The 19,030-nt window shown below is 75.1% G+C and carries 17 protein-coding genes; 9 read left to right on the forward strand and 8 right to left on the reverse strand.

Translation table 11 applies throughout. The annotated features are described in order from the left end of the window. Positions 1-1,139 (forward strand): MFS transporter (locus ACOJTC_RS01240; protein WP_420115402.1); only part of this gene is annotated, 1,139 nt, incomplete at its 5' end. 26 nt (positions 1,140-1,165) lie between these two features. Here ACOJTC_RS01240 and ACOJTC_RS01245 read toward each other — a convergent pair. Together ACOJTC_RS01245 and ACOJTC_RS01250 are read right to left on the reverse strand one after the other, a co-directional pair. Continuing rightward, positions 1,166-2,236 carry a Gfo/Idh/MocA family oxidoreductase gene (locus tag ACOJTC_RS01245; protein ID WP_420115403.1) on the reverse strand — a complete coding sequence of 357 codons (1,071 nt, stop codon included), beginning with the start codon at positions 2,234-2,236 and terminating at the stop codon, positions 1,166-1,168. A gap of 74 nt (positions 2,237-2,310) precedes the next feature. Further along, on the reverse strand, positions 2,311-3,408 hold the full coding sequence (locus ACOJTC_RS01250) for a serpin family protein (protein ID WP_420115404.1): 1,098 nt from the start codon (positions 3,406-3,408) through the stop codon (positions 2,311-2,313). Between the two features lie 99 nt (positions 3,409-3,507). Here ACOJTC_RS01250 and ACOJTC_RS01255 point away from each other — a divergent pair, with 99 nt between their 5' ends. Next, entirely contained in the window at positions 3,508-4,686 is a 1,179-nt protein-coding gene (locus ACOJTC_RS01255; RefSeq protein ID WP_420115405.1) for a lycopene cyclase family protein, read from the forward strand. A 13-nt stretch (positions 4,687-4,699) separates the two neighbouring features. Here ACOJTC_RS01255 and ACOJTC_RS01260 read toward each other — a convergent pair whose 3' ends face one another. Further along, the gene (locus ACOJTC_RS01260; protein WP_420115406.1) at positions 4,700-5,806 is read right to left on the reverse strand and encodes a serine hydrolase domain-containing protein; all 1,107 of its coding nucleotides are present in this window, start codon (positions 5,804-5,806) and stop codon (positions 4,700-4,702) included. Between the two features lie 115 nt (positions 5,807-5,921). Between ACOJTC_RS01260 and rnhA the strand changes: the two genes are divergently transcribed. Continuing rightward, on the forward strand, positions 5,922-6,386 hold the full coding sequence (gene rnhA / locus ACOJTC_RS01265) for a ribonuclease HI (protein WP_420115407.1): 465 nt from the start codon (positions 5,922-5,924) through the stop codon (positions 6,384-6,386). A gap of 69 nt (positions 6,387-6,455) precedes the next feature. Here the strand turns inward: rnhA and ACOJTC_RS01270 are convergent, their stop codons facing one another. Both ACOJTC_RS01270 and ACOJTC_RS01275 read right to left on the reverse strand, forming a co-directional pair. Then, the gene (locus ACOJTC_RS01270; RefSeq protein ID WP_420115408.1) at positions 6,456-6,707 is read right to left on the reverse strand and encodes a hypothetical protein; all 252 of its coding nucleotides are present in this window, start codon (positions 6,705-6,707) and stop codon (positions 6,456-6,458) included. Between the two features lie 84 nt (positions 6,708-6,791). Continuing rightward, complete coding sequence (locus ACOJTC_RS01275) at positions 6,792-7,640, reverse strand: pentapeptide repeat-containing protein (RefSeq protein WP_420115409.1); 849 nt, start codon at positions 7,638-7,640, stop codon at positions 6,792-6,794. Positions 7,641-7,874: 234 nt separating this feature from the next. Here ACOJTC_RS01275 and ACOJTC_RS01280 point away from each other — a divergent pair, with 234 nt between their 5' ends. Together ACOJTC_RS01280 and ACOJTC_RS01285 are read left to right on the forward strand one after the other, a co-directional pair. After that, complete coding sequence (locus ACOJTC_RS01280) at positions 7,875-9,350, forward strand: flavin-containing monooxygenase (RefSeq protein WP_420115410.1); 1,476 nt, start codon at positions 7,875-7,877, stop codon at positions 9,348-9,350. A 48-nt stretch (positions 9,351-9,398) separates the two neighbouring features. Further along, positions 9,399-10,307, forward strand: coding sequence for an SDR family NAD(P)-dependent oxidoreductase (locus ACOJTC_RS01285; RefSeq protein WP_420115411.1), 909 nt, complete (start codon positions 9,399-9,401; stop codon positions 10,305-10,307). Positions 10,308-10,362: 55 nt separating this feature from the next. Here the strand turns inward: ACOJTC_RS01285 and ACOJTC_RS01290 are convergent, their stop codons facing one another. Beyond that, positions 10,363-11,811, reverse strand: coding sequence for a cryptochrome/photolyase family protein (locus ACOJTC_RS01290; protein WP_420115412.1), 1,449 nt, complete (start codon positions 11,809-11,811; stop codon positions 10,363-10,365). Positions 11,812-12,103: 292 nt separating this feature from the next. Here ACOJTC_RS01290 and ACOJTC_RS01295 point away from each other — a divergent pair, with 292 nt between their 5' ends. The 4 genes from ACOJTC_RS01295 (at position 12,104) to ACOJTC_RS01310 (ending at position 16,237) form a co-directional block, all read left to right on the forward strand. Beyond that, positions 12,104-13,492, forward strand: coding sequence for an MFS transporter (locus ACOJTC_RS01295; protein WP_420115413.1), 1,389 nt, complete (start codon positions 12,104-12,106; stop codon positions 13,490-13,492). 67 nt (positions 13,493-13,559) lie between these two features. After that, a complete protein-coding gene (locus ACOJTC_RS01300) occupies positions 13,560-14,648 on the forward strand; it encodes an S-(hydroxymethyl)mycothiol dehydrogenase (protein ID WP_420115414.1) in 1,089 nt (362 codons plus the stop codon). After that, positions 14,645-15,274, forward strand: coding sequence for an MBL fold metallo-hydrolase (locus tag ACOJTC_RS01305; protein WP_204928352.1), 630 nt, complete (start codon positions 14,645-14,647; stop codon positions 15,272-15,274). The genes ACOJTC_RS01300 and ACOJTC_RS01305 overlap by 4 nt, the downstream gene beginning before the upstream one ends. A 270-nt stretch (positions 15,275-15,544) precedes the next feature. Beyond that, complete coding sequence (locus ACOJTC_RS01310; protein WP_204928351.1) at positions 15,545-16,237, forward strand: hypothetical protein; 693 nt, start codon at positions 15,545-15,547, stop codon at positions 16,235-16,237. Between the two features lie 54 nt (positions 16,238-16,291). Here ACOJTC_RS01310 and ACOJTC_RS01315 read toward each other — a convergent pair whose 3' ends face one another. After that, complete coding sequence (locus ACOJTC_RS01315; RefSeq protein WP_420115415.1) at positions 16,292-17,908, reverse strand: alkaline phosphatase D family protein; 1,617 nt, start codon at positions 17,906-17,908, stop codon at positions 16,292-16,294. Positions 17,909-18,031: 123 nt separating this feature from the next. Then, a partial coding sequence (locus tag ACOJTC_RS01320; protein ID WP_420115416.1) for an MFS transporter occupies positions 18,032-19,030 on the reverse strand: 999 nt, incomplete at its 5' end.

The following is a 19,030-nucleotide window of genomic DNA, read 5'->3' on the forward strand; positions in this document are numbered from 1 at the left end:
AGGTGGTCGCCGAAGCATCAACTGCGTCGTGGCTGCCCTGGCTGCTGTTCGCGCTGCCCGGCGGGGTGCTGGTCGACCGGCTGGACCGGCGGCGGCTGATGGTGGTCCTCGACTGGGTGCGGGTGGTCGCACTGGTGTCGCTGGGTGTGGCGATGCTGGCCGGCCGGGCCGGGATACCGCTGCTGTACGCCGTGCTGTTCGTGGTGAACACCGGTGAGATCGTGTTCCGGTCGGCCAGCCAGGCGATGTTGCCGACGATTGTGCCCACGGCCCGGCTGGAACGGGCCAACGGCTGGCTCGGCGGCGGCACCACCCTGGCTCAGGGGATGCTGGCGGGCCCGCTCGGCGGGTTCCTGTTCGTCCTCGCCGAGAGCCTCCCGTTCCTCGCCAACGCCGGCACGTACGCCCTCAGCGCGGTGCTCGTCGCGCTGATCGGCGGCTCGTTCCGGGGCGGTGGGGACGCCGTCCCGGTGGGCACCCGGTCGATGCGGGCGGAGATCGGCGCGGGCTTCCGGTTCCTGATCGGCCAGCGGCTGCTGCGCGCGATGGCCGGTCTGATCGGCCTGCTCAACCTCACCCTGACGGCCGCGATGGCGGTGCTGGTGCTGTTGGCGACCGAACGTCTCGGCCTGGACTCCGTCGGCTACGGGCTGCTGTTCACCAGCATGTCGGCCGGGGGGCTGCTCGGCGCGGTGGTCGGTGACCGGCTCATCGCCCGGGTCGGCGCGACCTGGACGGTGCGGGTGGGATTGCTGGTGGAGGCGGGGCTGCACCTGGCGTTGGCCGCTTCGACCAGCGCCTGGCTCGTCGGGTTCGCGCTGTTCGCGTTCGGGGTGCACGGTGCCCTGTGGGGGATCGTGTTCCATTCGCTGCGGCAGCGGCTGACCCCGTCGGAGCTGCGTGGCCGGGTCGGTGCGACGACACTGTTCATCGCGGCCGGCGGCAACTGCGCGGGCGCGCTGCTCGGCGGGGTGGTGGCCGGCAGGTTCGGGCTGACCACGCCCTACTGGGCGGGGTTCGTGGTGGCCCTCGTCGTCGCGGTGGGAACCTGGCGGGTGTTCGACCGTGCCGCCGTGGCCGCCGCCTATGCCGGCACGCCGTCCCGACCGGCCGCCGCGCCCGGTGCGGTCACGGGGTGAGGCGGGCGGGGAGCCCACCCGCGCCGTCAGGCGGGGACGGTGAGCACGGTCCGCTCGGCGGCGCTGCGGTGTGCCAGCTCGATCAGTTCCACCGTGCGTACCGCGTCCCGGGGGTCCACCGGCAGCGGTCCGTCGCCGCGTAACGCCGCCTCGACCTGGGCGTAGAAGTCCTGGTAGCGGCCCGGTTCGGTGGGCACCGGGCGGAGGTCGTCGCCCGCGCCGAGCAGGCCGTACCGGTCGGGGGTGACCTCACCCCAGCCGGGTGCGTCGGGCTGGCCGCCGTGGCGCAGCGCGTCCTCCTGCCCGTCGAGGCCGTGGCAGGTGTATCCGGCGCGGTCGCCGAGCACCCGTAGCCGGGGGCCGAGCTGGGCGGTGACCGCGCTCATCCACAGGTGGGAGCGGACCCCGCCGACGTGGGTGAGCGCCACGAACGCGTCGTCGTCGACCTGCGCGCCGGGGCGACGCCGGTCCACCTCGGCGTAGACGGTGTCGACCGGCCCGAACAGCTGCACGGCCTGGTCGACGAGGTGCGCGCCGAGGTCGTAGAGGACCCCACCGGCGTCGGCGGGGCTGCCGCCCTCCCGCCAGCCGGCCCGGATCTGCGGCCGCCAGCGTTCGAAGCGGGACTCGAACCGGGTCACCCGGCCGAGCGCGCCGTCCTCGACCAGCCGTCGTACGGTGCGGAAGTCGCCGTCCCACCGGCGGTTCTGGAACACGGTCAGCGCGACGCCCCGGCGGTCCGCCTCGTCGACCAGCGCGCGGGCGTCGGCGCTGGTGGCGGCGAGCGGCTTGTCCACCACCACCGGCAGCCCGGCGGCGAGCGCCGCCCGGGCGTGGGTGACGTGGGAGCTGTTCGGGGTGGCCACCACCACCAGGTCGAGGGCGTCCGGGTCGGCCCACAACGCCCCGGCGTCGTCGACGACCCGGGCGTCGGGGTGCTCGTCGGCCACCTGCTGCCGGCGCTGCGGGTCGGCGGTGACGACGGCGGCCAGCCGTAGCCCGCCGGTGGCGGCGATCAGCGGGGCGTGGAACACCCGGCCGGCGACGCCGTAGCCGAGCAGTCCGACCCGCAGGGGGTGCCGCGTGCCGTCCGTCATGCTGGTTCCCCGATCGTTGCCGCCGGTGGTCCGGTCCCCACCGAACCTACGCGCCGGTCGGTGCGGGTCCGGTGTCAGGCCGGCGTCGGGTCGGTCACCCAGCCGGCGACCAGCACCAGGCCGGTGGGGCGGTGCACGGCGAGGAAACCGAACGGGCGGTCCACGTCGAGGCGTACCCGGCGCCGCCGGACGGTGGCGCGGGGTGCCGCGCCGCCGGCCCGCATGGCCAGGGCGGTGACGGCGGCGGCCCGCAGGCCGGTGGCGGTGAACTCGGCGCGGGCGCTCTGCCGGGCGTCGGAGACCGACAGGCGGGGGCTGATGTCGGGGAAGTGGTCGCCGTCGCGGGCGGCGGTGGCGAGGCCGAACAGGTCGGCGTGGTCGAGCAGGTCGTGCTCGCCGGTCACGGTGAACCCGACGGTACGTACCAGCAGCTCCGGCCGGTCGTCGTGCCCGTCGACGGTGTCCTCGGTGACGCCGGGCCCGGCCGGTGCGGGCAGGGTCGCCGGGTGGTCGAGCGCGTGGATCGCGGCGGGGAGCACCCGGGCGGCGGGTTGCCCGGGCGGGCCGAGGGCGAGCAGCACGTCGACGTCGGCGTCCCCGGTGACGGTGAGCAGGCTGACCGGGCCGGCGGCGGTGTCGGCGACCCGCAGCGCCGTCGGGTCGCCGCCGCCCCGGTGCAGTCCGGCCAGGGTGCGGCCCTGCCACGGCCCGGTCGCCGGTCGGCAGGGGGCGGGGTGGAACGGGGTTGCCCAGTCGACGAGCACACTCAGCGCGGTGGCCAGCACCAGCGCGGTGCCGGGGCCGACCGGGACGGGCATCCGGGGGACCAGGCCGTCGGTGTGGTCGTGCGCCCACCGGTCGAGACGCGGCTGGTCGACGGTCGGGTCGCCGGTCAGCTCGCCCCGGGTCGAGGCGTCCACCTCGGTCAGCCACCGGTGGCCCAGGGGCAGTCCGGCCCGGGACCAGAAGCCCGCCGCGAGGCGGGTGGTGGGGGAGTCGACCGGGGTGGCCGGGGTGGGGGCGACGGCGTGCAGTTCGGTGCGGGCCGGGCCGGTGGCGTACCGGGCGAGCAGGGCGAGCAGCGGGTACGCCCCGGCGCCGGACAGGACGGTCTGCCGGTCGTCCAGGCGGGCCGCCCAGCGGGCGGTGAGGGCGTTGGCGGGCGGGCTCATGGGGCGGCAGGCTACCCGGCGCACCCTGTCGGGTCCCCGCCCGGCGTGGTGCGGTGGGGTCGGTGCGGCCGGCCGGCGGTGGTGTGACAGCGTGGCCGGGTGGGTGTACGCGAGTTCGACCTGGCCGTCGTCGGTGGTGGTGGGGCCGGTTCGCTGGTGCTCGCCGCGTTGGCCCGGCACGAACTGCCGGGGTTGCGGGTCGCCGTGGTGGACCCGGTGCGCAAGCGCGGCCAGGACCGCACCTGGGCGTTCTGGGGCGCTCCCGGCGGCGATCTGGAGCCGATGCTCAGCGCCAGCTGGTCGCGGGTGGAGGTGGCCACCCCGGCGGCGACCCGGGTGCTGGAGCTGACCCCGCTGCGGTACGCGATGCTGCGTTCCGCCCCGGTCTACGAGCGGGCCGCCGAGGCGGAGCGGCGGCTCGGTGCGACCCGCCACGACGTGGCGGTGGGCGCGCTCGACGACGACGGTACGGCGGTGACGGTGCGTGACACCGACGGTCGGGCGGTGCTGCGCGCCGGTTGGGTGCTCGACTCGCGTCCGCGCCCGCCCCGCCGGCCCGGCCGGACGGCCTGGTTGCAGCACTTCCGGGGATGGTGGTTGGAGTCGTCGACGCCGGTGTTCGATCCGGGGCGGGCGGTGCTGATGGACTTCCGCACCCCGCAGCCGACCCGGGGGGTGTCGTTCGGCTACGTGCTGCCGGTCAGCGACCGGTACGCGCTCGTCGAGTACACCGAGTTCTCCCCGACGGTGCTCACCGACGCGGGCTACGACGCCGGCCTGCGCGGCTACGCGGGGCTGCTCGGGCTGGACCTGGCGGCGTTGACGGTGCGGGAGGTGGAGGACGGGGTGATCCCGATGACCGACGCGCCGTTCGACGGCCACCCGTCGCCACGGGTGGTGCGCCTGGGCACCGCCGGTGGGGCGACCCGCCCGTCGACCGGGTTCACCTTCTCGGCGATGCACCGACAGGCCGGGCAGGTCGCCGCCGCGCTCGCCGCCGGTCGTCCGCCGGTGCCCCGGCCGGCGTACCCGGGGCGGCACCGGTGGATGGACGCGGTGGCGTTGCGGGCGTGGGACTCCGGCGCGGTGGGCGGGCCGGAGTTCTTCGACCGGCTGTTCGACCGGAACCCGGCGTCGCGGGTGCTGCGGTTCCTCGACGGCGCGACCGGCCCGGCGGAGGACGTGGCCCTGATGCGGTCGAGTCCGCTGCTGCCGATGACCTCGGCGGTGGTCGGTGACGCGGTGGGCCGGCTGCGCGCCCGGCTGACCCGGCGCTGAGCGGGGGCGTCGGTCAGCCGGCGGCGCGGACCGTGTCGCGGACCAGCGTCCGCAGGCCCTCCATCGGGTCGCCGTCGTTCGCGCCGAGCCGGTTGCGGGTCGCCGCCACCGACAGGCCCAGCTCCGGGTACGCGTAGGCGAGGCTGCCGCCGCTGCCGGAGGTGCCGAACGAGCCGTCGTCGTCGACGGTGTAGCCGAGGCCGAACGCCATCTCCTGCCCGAACACCCATTCGACGCCCCGGACAGCCACCGCGCTGACCTGGCGCAGCCGGTCGGCGGAGATCAGGCGTACCCCGTCGACGTCGCCGATGAGCGCGGCGTAGAGCCGGGCGGCGGCGCGGGCGGTGAGGGTGCCCACGGCGGGCACGTCGGCGCGCAGCACGTCGGGTCGGCTGCCGATGCCGGCGTCGGGGCGGACGGCCGGTGGGGCGACGGCGTCGAAGTGCGGCAGGTTGGCGGAGGCGAACGCCATCAGGTCGGCCAGGCCGTTGTCCTCCAGGGTGGCCAGCCGGGGCAGGTCGGTGTCGGGTACCCCGAGGAACAGTTCCCCGGTGACGCCCAGCGGGGCGGCCACGTCCTCGGCGAGCACGGTGGAGATCGTCCGGCCGGTGACCCGGCGGACCACCTCGCCGACCAGCCAGCCGTACGTCCAGGCGTGGTAGGCGATCTGTTCGCCGGGCGCCCAGCGGGGCACCGCGTCGGCGACGAGGGCGCACATCCGGTCCCAGTCGGTGAAGTCGGCGGGGGTGACGTCGGCGGGCAGGGCGGGCACCCCGGCGGTGTGGGTGAGCACGTGCCGCAGGGTGACGGTGTGCTTGCCGTGCCGGGCGAACTCCGGCCAGGCGTCGGCGACGCGCAGGTCGTAGTCGAGCCGGCCGGCTTCGGCGAGGACGTGCACGACGCTGCTGGTCAGACCCTTGCCGGTGGAGACGCTGAAGATCGGGGTGTCGGCGGTCAGCGGCCGGCCGGTGGTGGTGTCGGCGGTCCCGACGGTCTCGTCGACGATCAGGCGGCCGTGCCGGTAGGCCGCCACCTGCACGCCTGCCTCCCGGCCGGAGTCGACGAGCGTGTGGATGGTCCGGCGTACCTCGGCCCGTAGGGCGTCCCCGTCGTTGGTCACGGTCGCCGACTCTGCCAGAGCCGGCCCGGAGCCGCCGCCGGTTTTCCGGCCGGTGGCGGGGCGCGTCCGTGTCCCTGCGGCGGGGGCCCGGTGGGGTGCCGGTAGGTTCGGCGGCATGGTGGACGGGGTCGTGGAGATCTGGACCGACGGGGCGTGCAGTGGCAACCCGGGGCCGGGGGGTTGGGGTGTGCTGCTGCGCTACGGCGGGCACGAGCGGGAGCTGTGTGGTGGCGAGGCCACCCCGACCACCAACAACCGGATGGAGCTGACCGCGGCGATCGAGGCGTTGGAGGCGCTGACCCGGCCGACCACGGTGCGGCTGCACACCGACAGCACGTACGTGCGCAACGGCATCACCAGTTGGCTGGCGTCGTGGAAGCGCAACGGGTGGCGTACCGCGGCGAAGCAGCCGGTGAAGAACGCCGACCTGTGGCAGCGGCTGGAGGCGGCCTGCACCCGGCACGAGGTGAGCTGGCACTGGGTGAAGGGGCACAACGGTCACCCGGAGAACGAGCGCGCCGACGCGCTGGCCAACCGGGGGATGACGCAGGCGCGGGCGGCGGTGGGCGTCTCCCGCTGAGCGCCGGACCCCCGCGCGCCGACGCGCACCGCGCCCGCCGCGACCGCGTCGGGGCCGACCGGTGGCGCGCTACTCGGTGGGCGGGTGGGCGGCCTCCTCCTCGGCGGGGTCGCCCGCGCCGGAGACGGCGGCCACGTCGTAGCCGGCGCGGCTGGTCTCCCGGGCCGACCGGTGCTCCTCGGCGGGCAGGTCGGCGAAGTCGTCGCCGGTGTCCCCGCCGTCGCCCAGCGACTCGCCCGGCGGGCGCAGCGACGCCTCGTACGCCGGCACGCCGTTCGGCTCGTCGGTGTCGGCCCGGTCGGTGCGTGGTTGTTCCGTCATGCCGACCTACCTGCCCGCCCTACCGCCCGGCAAACCCACCCGCCGGGGCGCGGCCACGCCGGTCGCCGTCAACGGCGGGGGCTGTCAGCGGCGGGGGCGGCGCGGGCGGCGGGTCGGGGTGAGCGGCACCACCGTGGTCCAGTGCACGGGGCGGCGCAGCCGTGCGGGCAGGCTAGTGTGCCGGTCGCCCCGGGCCGCCTCGAGCTGGGACTGGTGCAGGAACAGGGTGTCGGACAGGTCCGCCCCGCGCAGGTCCGCGCCGCGCAGGTCGGCCCCGGTGACGTCGGCCCGGCGCAGGTCGGCCCCGCGCAGGTCCGCACCGAGCAGCCGGGCTCCGCGCAGGTTCGCACCGCGCAGGTCCGCGCCCCGCAGGTCCGCGCCGAGCAGCAGCGCGCCCCGTCGGTCGGCCCCGCCGGTGCCGGCGCGGGCGGCGTCGCTGGCCGCCGCGAGCAGCGGGTTCACCCGGTCGCGGTGGGCGTCCACGTCGACGGTGGAAAGCTCCTGCGGCGTGCCGCCGGCCCGCGCGTCGGTGGCGTCGCGGGCGGCGCGCAGCTCGTCGTGCAGCGGGCCGGCGGGGGTGAGGGTGAGCGCCTCGGTGAGATACCAGAGCAGCTCGTGCAGGGGTCGGGTGACGGTGAACGCGGCGAACATGCCGGCGGCGGTGGCCGGGTCGGTGCGCCAGTCCCGGCCGGCGAAGGTGACCTGGCTGACGCGCTGGCCGGCGCCGAAGCAGTCGAACACGACGCAGCCGGGGTAGCCGCGGTCGCGCAGCTCGTCGTGGATGCCGCAGCGGGAGTCGACGCGCAGGTGGTGGCAGGGGCGGCCGGCGGGCTTGTCCCGGGCGAAGTCGGCGGAGGCGGCGAACGCCGGGGCGACGCAGCACAACCCGACACAGCGGGCGCAGTCCGCCCGCAGCCCGGTGGTGTCGGCCATGCTGTCCGTCGTCTCCCTCGTCCGGTGGTCGTCTCCGGTGCCGGCCCCGCGTCCGGGCCGGTCCGCCCCGGCCATTGTCCGCCGGGCCCCGGCCCGCCGACTGGGAGGGTCCCGCCCGCCGACCGGGGCGACGGGTACGGCCGGGCGTTCCGGATGCACGGGAGGGTCGGCGGCACCCGCCGCCCCGGGAGGGTGGGATAGGGTCCGGTGACCGCCTCGGACCCGGGAGATGCGATGCCCACCGACCACGTCGACGTGCTCATCGTCGGCGCGGGGTTGTCCGGTGTCGGTGCCGCCTGCCACCTGCGGCGCACCTGCCCCGACACGACGTACGCGGTGGTCGAGGCGCGGGACGCGATCGGCGGCACCTGGGACCTGTTCCGCTACCCCGGCATCCGCTCCGACTCGGACATGTTCACCCTCGGCTACGCGTTCCGCCCGTGGACCGCGCCGCAGGCCATCGCCGACGGCGACACCATCCTGCGCTACGTGCGGGAAACCGCCCGGGAGTACGGCGTCGAGGAGCACATCCGGTTCCGTCACCGGGTGCGCCGCGCCGAGTGGGACAGCACCACCGCCCGCTGGACGGTCCACGTGCACCGCGACGACACCGCCGAGGACATCGTCCTGACCTGCGGTTTCCTCTTCTCCTGCACCGGCTACTACCGGTACGACGCCGGCTACACCCCCGACTTCCCCGACGTCGGGCGGTACACGGGTCGGCTGGTGCACCCGCAGCACTGGCCCGACGACCTCGACCACACCGGCCGACGGGTGGTGGTGATCGGCAGCGGGGCCACCGCGGTGACCCTGGTGCCGGCGCTGGCGCGGCGGGCCGGGCACGTCACCATGCTCCAGCGTTCCCCCACGTACGTGATCGCGTTGCCGGCCCGGGACCGGCTGGCCGACGTGCTGCGCCGCCGGCTGCCCGCCCGCGCCGCCCACCGCCTGGTACGCGCCAAGAACGTGCTGTTCGGCACCGTCAACTACCAGCTCGCCCGACGTGCGCCCCGAACGGTGCGGGCGTTCCTGCGGCGGGCCGCAAAGGGCCGGCTGCCCGCCGGGTACGACGTGGACCGGCACTTCTCGCCCCGCTACGACCCGTGGGACCAGCGGCTGTGCGTGGCACCCGACGGTGACCTGTTCGACGCCCTGTCCACCGGCCGCGCCTCGGTGGTCACCGACACCGTCGACGCGTTCACCCCGGACGGCGTCCGGCTCGGCTCCGGGGCGGAGCTGCCCGCCGACATCGTGGTCACCGCCACCGGGCTGCAACTGCTCGCCCTCGGCGGGATGACCCTCACCGTCGACGGCGTCGACGTCGACCTCGGCGCGACGGTGGCGTACAAGGGGATGATGCTCTCCGGGGTGCCGAACTTCGCGTTGACCATCGGCTACACCAACGCCTCGTGGACGTTGAAGGCCGACCTGGTCGCCACCTACGTGTGCCGGCTGCTGCGTCACCTGGACGCCACCGGCCAGCAGGTCGTCACCCCGGTCGCACCAGCCGACGGCGACCTGTCGCCGCTGATCGACCTGCGGTCCGGGTACGTGCTGCGCAGTGTGGACACGCTGCCCCGGCAGGGTGCCCGCGCGCCGTGGCGGCTGCACCAGAACTATCCCCGCGACGTCGTGCTGATGAAACACGGTCGGCTCGTCGACGAGGGGGTGCGTTTCTCCCGGGCGACCGCCGACACCCCGGTCGGCTGAGCCCGTTCCCACCGTCCTATCGTCTCTTTCCCGCAGCAAGGAGGCCGCGTGCGTAACTTCGACTTCACGGCCGGGACCGCCGTGGTCACCGGTGCCGCCAGCGGAATCGGTGAGGCCCTCGCCCACGGGCTGGCCCGCCGCGGCAGCGACCTGGTCCTGCTCGACCGCGACGGCGACCGGCTCGACGCGGTGGCCGCCGCGGTCCGCGTCGCGCATCCCGGGCGTCGGGTCGACACCCACCTGGTCGACCTGGCCGACCTGTGCACCACCGCCCGGGTGGCCGAGGAGGTCATGGCCCGGCATCCCCGGATCCGGCTGCTGGTCAACAACGCCGGGGTGGCCCTCGGCGGCCGGTTCGACCAGGTCACCATGGACGAGTTCCACTGGGTCGTCGACATCAACTTCCGGGCCCCGGTGCAGCTCACCCACGCCCTGCTGCCGGCGTTGCGGGCCGAACCCGGCGCGCACCTGGTCAACGTGTCCAGCCTGTTCGGGCTGATCGCCCCGGCCGGGCAGGCAGCCTACGCGGCCAGCAAGTTCGCCCTGCGGGGCTTCACCGAGGCGCTGCGGTACGAGCTGGCCGACGACGGCATCGGGGTGACGTCGGTGCACCCCGGCGGCATCGCCACCCGCATCGCCCGCAACGCCCGGGTCGGCAGCGGGGTGCCCCGCGAGGAGTTCGACGCGGCGCGACGGCAGTTCGAGAGGCTGCTGTCCATCCCGCCCGGACGGGCCGCCGAGGTGATCCTGCGCGGGGTCGAACGTCGTCGCGGCCGGGTGCTGATCGGCTGGTCGGCGAAGCTGCCCGACCTGCTTGCCCGGGTCGCGCCCGGATCGCACGGCCGGCTGGTCGCCGCCGGGGTCCGGCTCGTCGGTGGTCCGGGCCCGCGGTCCGCGCCGGCGGCCCGGGTGGCGGCCCCGGTGCCGACGGAACTACCCGCCGGTGAGGTCGCCTGACCCGGGTCCGGGCACGACGCCCCCGACCGCGACGGTGGCGGCGGCGGAGGGCCGGTCAGGGCGGGTTGCTGCCCCGCTTCTCCTCCTGCGCCAGCACCGCCTCCCGCAACTCCGGGTCGTCGCGGGCGGCCAGTTCCGCGGCGAGCCGGGGATCACCCACCAGCCGCTCCCGGTTGCGATGCAGGAACGCCGCGAACCCGCCGGTGTACGGGCAGGCGAGATCACCGAGTTCCCGGTCCGGCTGGTAGCGGCAGCCGGTGCAGTAGTCGCTGATCTCGTCGATGTACCGGCCGTCCACGGCGTACGGGCGGGTGTCCACCCGGGCCAGGTCGGCGTACTGGCTCATGCCGAGCACTGTCGTGTTCATCACCCATTCGGCGCCGTCGACGAAGCTGCGCTGGAACCAGTCGACCAGTTCGGTCGGCCGCCAGCCGCGCTGCAACGCGTGGTTGCCGAGCACCAGCAGCCGCTGGGCGTGGTGTACCCAGGCCCGGTCCCGGACCCCGGCGAGCACGTCGGCCAGGCAGCGCGCCTCCACCGCGTCGGCGTCGAGGTCCTCGAACCACTGCGGCAGCGGTTCGGTCGCGGCCAGCCAACCGGTGCCCCGGTAGGGCGGGTCGACGTACCAGTAGAGCTGCCAGAGGAACTCCCGCCAGCCGAGCACCCCCCGGACGAACGCCTCCACCGAGGCCAGCGGGGCGTCACCCGACCGCCACGCCGCCTCCGCCCGGGACACGGCCGCCGCCGGGTCGAGCAGCCCGAGGTTGAACGCGGCAGAGAGCATCCCGTGCGCCAGCACCGGGTCCTCGGCGCTCATCACGTCGCCGTAGCGGCCGAACGCGGGTAGCCGGTACCGCAGGAAGTGCGCCAGCCGGTCCTCGGCCTCGACGGCGGTGGCCGGATGGGAGCGGGGGGCGTCCCGGCCGACGAACCGCACCCCGTCGCGTTCCCACCGGTCCAGGTCGGCCCGTACCCCGGCGTCGATGTCGTCCTCGACGATCGGCGGTGGGGGTGGCACGTCCAGGGTGCGTCCGGCCGGGGCGCCGCGGTCACCGTCGGTCGGGCCGGGACCGGTGAGCACCCCGTGGCGGCGCTTGGCGTACCGGTAGAAGTCGACCATCCGCAGCGGCCCGCGCCGGGGCCGGTCCGCCCAGTCGGCGAAGTCCGCCCGGTCGGTGACGAAACCCCGGGGCGGCAGCACCGTCAGCCCCGGCACGGACCGGACGAAGTCCCGGGCCGCCCGGGTGCTCGGGTGGCAGACCTCGACCGGGCCGTCGACGGCCGCCAGGGCCTCCCGGAACGTCGCGGTGCGCAGCAGCACCGCCCGGTCGCCGAGTTCGGCGGCGCGGTGGCGCAGCGCGCTGAGGATCAGGTGCGCCTTCTGCCGGTGCAGCCGCCGACGCCGGAACAGGTCGGCGACCTCGACCAGCAGCACCGGTTGCCGGTCGTCGTCGAGGAAGTGCGGCCCGAGTTGATCGGCGAGCAGCCACCGGCGGGGAGACATGCGTCGATTGTGCCCGCCGTCCGGTCACCCCACGTGCCGGGGTCGAGCGGTCGCGGTGATCGCCCCTGCCCGCCCGCCCGGCGACCGCTCCTTCCGTCCGACAGTGGCGCGGGCCACCGGCGTCGCACCCGCCGCCGCCCGCCCCGCCGGCCCCGACGCACCATGGTGGTATGACGGATAGCCGTACGCGGATGTTCCCGTGCCGGAGCACCACGCGGACCAGCGGGTTTCCGGCCCGGTACGGCGGGCACGTCGACCGCGCCGGCGCGCCTGACGCCGGCCCGGCCCACCGGTGAGCGTCCTCCCCGCGCCCACCGTCCGGCGGGCCACCGTGGTCTGGGCGTTGGCCGTCACCGCCTACCTGGCGGCGGTGTTCCACCGCAGCTCCCTCGGGGTGACCGGGGTGGAGGCCACCCACCGGTTCGCCATCAACGCCTCCGCGCTGGCCGTCTTCTCGGTCGCCCAGCTCGTCGTCTACGCGGCCATGCAGATCCCGGTCGGCGTGCTGTTGGACCGGTACGGTTCCCGCCGGCTGCTGCTGGCCGGCGGCACGCTGATGGTCGCCGGGCAGCTCTGCTTCGCCGTCGCCACCGACGTCCGGCTCGCCGTCGCCGCCCGGGTGCTGGTGGGCCTCGGCGACGCGATGACCTTCATCAGCGTGCTGCGGATCGTCGCGTTCTGGTTCCCGGGGCGCCGCAACCCGCTGCTGGTGCAGCTCACCGGCACCGTCGGTCAGCTCGGTGCGATCCTCGCGGCGGTGCCGCTGGTGGCGCTGCTGCACCGGGCCGGTTGGACCCCGGCGTTCCTGGTCGCCGCCGGGTTGGGGGCGACGACGGTGCTGCTGGTGCTCGTCGCCGTCCGGGACGCCCCGCACGTCGGGCCGGGGGCCGCCGTGACCCCCGACCTGTCCGTGGTGCGGCGGGAACTCGCCGCCGCCTGGGCCCAGCCGGGCACCCGGCTGGGCCTGTGGACGCACTTCGTCGCCCAGTTCTCCGGGGCCGTCTTCGCGCTGCTGTGGGGGTACCCGTTCCTGGTGCAGGGGCAGGGGCTGACGCCGACGGCCGCCGCGTCCCTGCTCAGCCTGATGACGGTCGGGACGCTGGTCGCCGGGCCGGTGGTCGCCCACCTGTGCGCCCGGCACCCGTTCCACCGCTCGGCGCTGGTCCTCGTGGTCACCGCGGCCAGCGCCGCGGTCTGGGCGGTCGTGCTGGCCTGGCCGGGCCGCTCGCCGCACTGGCTGCTGGTGGTCCTGGTGCTGGTGCTGGCCCTGGGCGGCCCCGGCGCGGTGATCGGCTTCGACTACGCCCGCACGTTCAACCCGGTGCACCGCATCGGCAGCGCCACCGGCATCGTCAACGTCGGCGGGTTCGTCGCCTCGATCGTGCTGGTGCTGGCGATCGGGGTGGTGCTGGACCTGACCACCCCGGCCGGCGCGTCGGCCCCGCCGCTGTCGGCGTTCCGGTGGGCGTTCGCCGTGCAGTACCTGCTCTGGGCGTTGGGTGCGGTCCAGGTGCTGCGGTACCGCAACGCCGCCCGGCGACGACGCGTGCAGGCCACCGACGCCGGGCGGGTGGCGACGCCGGAGGCGACGGTGTGCGTACCGCCGGGGGAGCCGGCCGACGGTGGGGGTGAGCGGGCGGCGGGCGGCGAGTCCGGCGGACCGATGGGTCGGGCGGCATGATCGCGGTAGGTTCGGCGGTGAGCGGGACCCATCCGGCCGTCGGGCCGGCAGGCAGGGAGGACACAGCGTGAGCCAGGAAGTCCGGGGCGTCATTTCACGGAGCAAGGGCGCTCCGGTCGAGGTCACCACCATCGTGGTGCCCGACCCGGGGCCCGGCGAGGCGGTGGTGCGGGTGCAGTCCTGCGGGGTCTGCCACACCGACCTGCACTACCGCGAGGGCGGCATCAACGACGACTACCCGTTCCTGCTCGGCCACGAGGCGGCCGGGGTGGTGGAGCAGCTGGGCGAGGGCGTCACCGACGTCGCGCCCGGTGACTTCGTGGTGCTCAACTGGCGTGCCGTCTGCGGGCAGTGCCGGGCCTGCCGCCGGGGCCGGCCGTGGTACTGCTTCAACACCCACAACGCCGCCCGCAAGATGACCCTCACCGACGGCACCGAGCTGACCCCCGCCCTGGGCATCGGCGCGTTCGCCGAGAAGACCCTGGTCCACGCCGGCCAGTGCACCAAGGTCGACCCGGCGGCCCGGCCCGCCGCCGTCGGGCTGCTGGGCTGCGGGGTGATGGCCGGCCTCGGCGCGGCCATGAACACCGGGCAGGTCACCCGGGGTGACTCGGTGGCCGTCATCGGCTGCGGCGGGGTCGGCGACGCGGCGGTCGCCGGGGCCGTCCTGGCCGGCGCGACCACGATCGTCGCGGTGGACACCGACGGCCGCAAGCTCGACTGGGCGCGGAAGTTCGGCGCCACCCACCCCGACGACGCCTCCGCCGAGGACGCCGTCGAGGCGATCCGGGCCGCCACCGGCGGCTTCGGCGCGGACGTGGTGATCGACGCGGTGGGCCGGCCGGAGACCTGGAAGCAGGCGTTCTACGCCCGGGACCTCGCCGGCACCGTCGTGCTGGTCGGGGTGCCCACCCCGGAGATGACCGTCGACCTGCCGCTGCTGGACGTCTTCGGCCGGGGCGGCGCGCTGAAGTCGAGCTGGTACGGCGACTGCCTGCCCAGCCGGGACTTCCCGCTGCTCACCCAGCTCTATCTGCAGGGCCGGCTCGACCTGGACGCCTTCGTCACCGAGGAGATCGCCCTGGACGAGGTGGAGGAGGCGTTCCGCCGGATGCACCACGGGGACGTGCTGCGGTCGGTGGTGGTGTTCCCGTGACCGCCCGGATCGACCACGCCGTCACCTCCGGCACGTTCTCCCTCGACGGGCAGACCTTCGACGTCGACAACAACGTCTGGGTCGTCGGCGACGACACCGAGTGCGTGGTGCTGGACGCCCCGCACGACGTGGCCGCGATCCGTCGGGTCGTCGGCGACCGGCGGGTGGTGGCGATCCTCGCCACGCACGCCCACGACGACCACGTCCGGGTCGCTCCCGACCTGGCCAAGGCCACCGGCGCACCGATCCTGCTGCACCCCGCCGACCGGGTGCTGTGGGATCTGGTGCATCCCGGGCTGGCCCCCGACGGGGAGCTGACCGACGGGCAGGAGATCACCGTCGGGGACACCGTCCTGCGGGTGCTGCACACCCCCGGGCACAGTCCCGGCGCGTGCAGTTTCCACGCCCCGGCGCTGGGTGCGGTGTTCACCGGCGACACCCTGTTCGCCGGGGGACCGGGGGCGACGGGGCGGTCGTACAGCGACTTCGCCACGATCGTCGAGTCGATCCGTACCCGGCTGCTCACCCTGCCGGCGGACACCGTGGTGCACACCGGGCACGGCGACGACACCACCGTCGGCGCGGAGGCCCCCCACCTGCAGGAGTGGCTGGCCCGCGGCCACTGACCGGCGGGCACCGCCCGCCGTCGTACTGTCGCCGATACGGCGGTATCCGAACGTCCGGATACCGCCGTATCGGCGTTTTCGCGCCGCGTGACCGGTTTCGGGGATGAGTCGGGCCACAGCCCGAGCTGGCCTACGCATTTCCGGAATGACGGACAGGGGCGGTGGGTTGTGTTCCCCGTACGCCGGTCACCACACCTCCGGCCGGCGGGGCACTTCCCCCGAGGCCCGCTCACCCCGGAGCGCGTCGCCACGATCGAAAGGGCAACCATCGTGAAGCTGGACTTCACCCGATGGCTCCCGGCCATCGCGAAGGACCGCAAAACCGCACTGAGCATCGCCGGCGTCGCCGCCCTCGGCGGCCTGGCGTTCGGACCGGCCGCCGTGGCCGCCCCCGTCACCAGCGGCCCCCACGAGGGGGCCCGTGCCGCGATCGACCTGGCCACCGGCAAGGGCCGGCAGGGCGTCACCGTCGAGTCCGGCCTGACCACCGGCACCCCCACCACCGAGGTGCCGGCCGGCAAGCCGAGCACCGACGACCTCATCCCGCGCGGCGTCGAGGGCGCCCAGTCCCGCGTCCCGCTCGACGACGCGCAGCTCGCCAACGCCAAGGAGATCATCGCCGAGGCCAAGCGCAGCGGCGTGGGCGAGCGCGGCGCGGTGATCGGCGTGGCCACCTCGCTGCAGGAGTCGAAGCTGTACAACCTGGGGCACCTCGGCGCGTACAACGACCACGACTCGCAGGGCCTGTTCCAGCAGCGCCCGTCGTCGGGGTGGGGCACGCCCGAGCAGGTCACCGACCCCCGGTACGCCTCCCGGGCGTTCTTCGGCGCGTTGAAGAACGTGCACGGGTGGCGGGACCTTCCGCTGACCACCGCCGCGCAGACCGTGCAGGTCTCGGCGTACCCGTACGCGTACGCCCAGTGGGAGCAGCAGGCGGCGGACATCGTCCAGCAGCTCTGGTGACCCACGACCGGCCGGTCCCCTCGACTGGGGCCGGCCGGTCGGCGTCTGTCCGGGTCAGGCCGGGGCGTCCTCCCGGCGCAGCTTCGCCGACCCGACGCCGACGGAGAACCCGGCGGCCCACCGGCTCGCGCTGTCGGCCCGGGTCCGGTCGAGCAGGTGGTACCAGTCCATCCGGCAGCGCTGTGGGGTCACCTCCAGCACGCCGTAGCCGTGCCCGTCCAGCTCCGTCCACTTCACGTGCGGGTTCGTCGAGCGCAGCAGGGTCGCGCCGAGCAGGCTCAGCCCGTTGCCGGCCGGCAGCCCGAGGACGTCGTCGAGGTTGTCGCTGGTCACCGAGGGCACCACGAACTCGGCGGCGGCCGGGTTGGTCAACCCCGTCGAGCGGGTGGTCACCTCGCTGGCCCACGAGGTGTGGATGTCGCCGGTGAGGAAGACCACGTCCCGGGTGCCGGTGGCCCGCAGGTGGTCGACCAGCCGGTCCCGGTCGGCGTTGTAGCCGTCCCACTGGTCGGGGTTGAGCACCGCGCCGTTCTGCGGGATGCCGAGCAGCTTGGCCAGCGGGCCGAGCAGCCACGCCGGCAGCGAACCGAGGTCGACCCGGGCCATCATCACCGGGTTGCCGACCAGCTTCCACTGTGCCGTCGAGCCGGACAGCCCGTCGGCGAGCCACCGCAGCTGGGCCGCGCCGGCGATGGTGCGGGCCGGGTCGTCCACCGCCGTGCCGCCGGCCTGCTGCGACCGGTACGACCGCAGGTCCAGCATGGACAGCTCGGCGAGCCGGCCGAAGCGCAACCGTCGGTAGATCGTGCCGTCCGCGCCGATCCGTACCGGCATCCACTCCTGGTACGCCTGCCGGGCGGCGGCGACCCGGTCGGCCCACGCGCCCTCGCTGCCCGGGGTGTGGTTCTCCGCCCCGCCCGACCAGGCGTCGTTGGCGAACTCGTGGTCGTCCCAGGTGATCACCCAGGGCAGGGCGCTGTGCAGCGCCTGCAGGCCCGGGTCGGTCTTGTAGAGCGCGTGCCGGACCCGGTAGTCGGCCAGGGTCAGCATCTCGTGTTCGGGCTCGACCGGGCGTACCACCGTGCCGCCGGCGTCGAACTCGCCCGTGCCGTACTCGTAGAGGTAGTCGCCGAGGTGCACGACCAGGTTGAGGTCACCCCGGTCGGCCAGCCGCCGGTAGGCCGCGAAGTGCCCGGCCTCCCAGTTCGCGCAGGACACCACGCCCAGCCGCAGCCGGTCGATCGCCGCGTCGGCCGCCGGGGCGGTCATCGTCCGACCGGTCGGCGACCAGGTGTCACCGTGACCGAACCGGTACCAGTAGGTCGTCGCCGGGGCCAGCCCGGTCACCGTGACCTTGACGGTGTGGTCGCGGGCCGGGCCGGTCGGTGCCACGCCCTGCGCGGTCACCGTGGCGAAGTCGGGGTCGGCGGCGACCTGCCAGCGTACGTCGACGTCCGGGCCGAGGCCGGAGCCGGGCAGCGCCTCCACCACGGGGGTGACCCGGGTCCACAGCAGGATGCCGTCGGGCAGCGGATCGCCGGAGGCGACACCGTGCCGGAACGCGCCGTCCGCCGCGTGGGCGGGACCGCTCGCGGCGAGGGTGGCGCCGGCGAGGACGGCGGAGGCGCCGGCGAGGCGCAGCATGGTACGACGGTCGAGGGTGTTCGTCATGGTCTATGTGTCTACCGGGTGCTGCGGTGCGTGCGCAGCCCCGTGCGGTGAGTGTTCGCCGACGGTTCCCCCGCGGTTGGTGTCGTCGGTGGACTCCGGTTTCGGCGGCGGTGCGCGGCGGACTCAGCGGCGGTGCGCGGCGCGGTGGTTCAGCACGATGTCGGTCGCCGCGGCGACCAGGGCCAACGCGACGATGCCCATGGCCAGCAGCAGGGAGTGCCGGAACGCGGCGGCCCACTGGCCGTCGGTGCTGGCCAGCGACGAGAAGAACAGCGCGCCGACGGCGGCGATGCCGGCGGCCGACCCGATCCGCTGCCCGGTCTGCAACATGCCGGCCGCGCTGCCCGCCTGCGGCACCGGCACCTCGGACAGGGTCAACGTCTGGTTCGGGGTGATCACCAGGCCGCTGCCCAGCCCGGCGAGCAGCAGGGGCAGCGCGGTGAGCAGCGGGACCGAGCCGTGCGGGTCGCCGCGCAGCACGAACACCACCCCACCCAGCCCGACCAGCACCATGACCAGCCCGATCCCGACCAGCGGCCGGCCGAACCGGTTGACCAGCCGGCCACCCAGGGCGGCGGCCAGCGCCGAGCCGAGGGCGAACGGGGTGATCGCCAGGCCGGCGGTCAGCGCCCGGTAGCCGAGGCCGTTCTGCAGGTAGAGGGTGAAGATGAAGAAGATCGCGGTGAAACCGCCGAAGTAGATGAGCGCGATCACCGCCCCGATCGTGTACGACCGCAGCCGGAACAACCCCAGGTCGAACAGGGGCGTGCGGGTGCGCCCGTACCGGTGCTCCCAGAACCCGAAGCCGGCCAGGACCACCAGCCCGACCGGGATCAGCGCCCACTTCCACGGGCTGGGCCACTGTTCCCGCTGCACCAGGGGCAGCAGCAGGAGTGTCACGCCGACGCCGAGCAGCAGCACCCCGAGCGGGTCGAGCCGGTGCCGGTCGAGCCGGCCGGCGGCCCGGGTGGGCAGCAGCCGCCAGCCGAGCAGCACCGCGAGCACCCCGACGGGGACGTTGACGAAGAACACCCACCGCCAGCCGTGGTCCTCCCCGCCGAGTTGGATGAGCAGGCCGCCGAGCAGGGGGCCGACGGCGGTGGAGATGCCGATGGTCGCGCC

The organism is Micromonospora sp., assembly GCF_048594385.1.
Lineage (GTDB): Bacteria > Actinomycetota > Actinomycetes > Mycobacteriales > Micromonosporaceae > Micromonospora > Micromonospora wenchangensis.

Coding starts and splice junctions, on each gene's coding strand:
- ACOJTC_RS01245 (WP_420115403.1), bottom strand. CDS start 2,236: ATGACGGACGGCACGCGGCACCCCCTGCGGGTCGGACTGCTCGGCTAC.
- ACOJTC_RS01250 (WP_420115404.1), bottom strand. CDS start 3,408: ATGAGCCCGCCCGCCAACGCCCTCACCGCCCGCTGGGCGGCCCGCCTG.
- rnhA (WP_420115407.1), top strand. CDS start 5,922: ATGGTGGACGGGGTCGTGGAGATCTGGACCGACGGGGCGTGCAGTGGC.
- ACOJTC_RS01270 (WP_420115408.1), bottom strand. CDS start 6,707: ATGACGGAACAACCACGCACCGACCGGGCCGACACCGACGAGCCGAAC.
- ACOJTC_RS01275 (WP_420115409.1), bottom strand. CDS start 7,640: ATGGCCGACACCACCGGGCTGCGGGCGGACTGCGCCCGCTGTGTCGGG.
- ACOJTC_RS01280 (WP_420115410.1), top strand. CDS start 7,875: ATGCCCACCGACCACGTCGACGTGCTCATCGTCGGCGCGGGGTTGTCC.
- ACOJTC_RS01290 (WP_420115412.1), bottom strand. CDS start 11,811: ATGTCTCCCCGCCGGTGGCTGCTCGCCGATCAACTCGGGCCGCACTTC.
- ACOJTC_RS01315 (WP_420115415.1), bottom strand. CDS start 17,908: ATGACGAACACCCTCGACCGTCGTACCATGCTGCGCCTCGCCGGCGCC.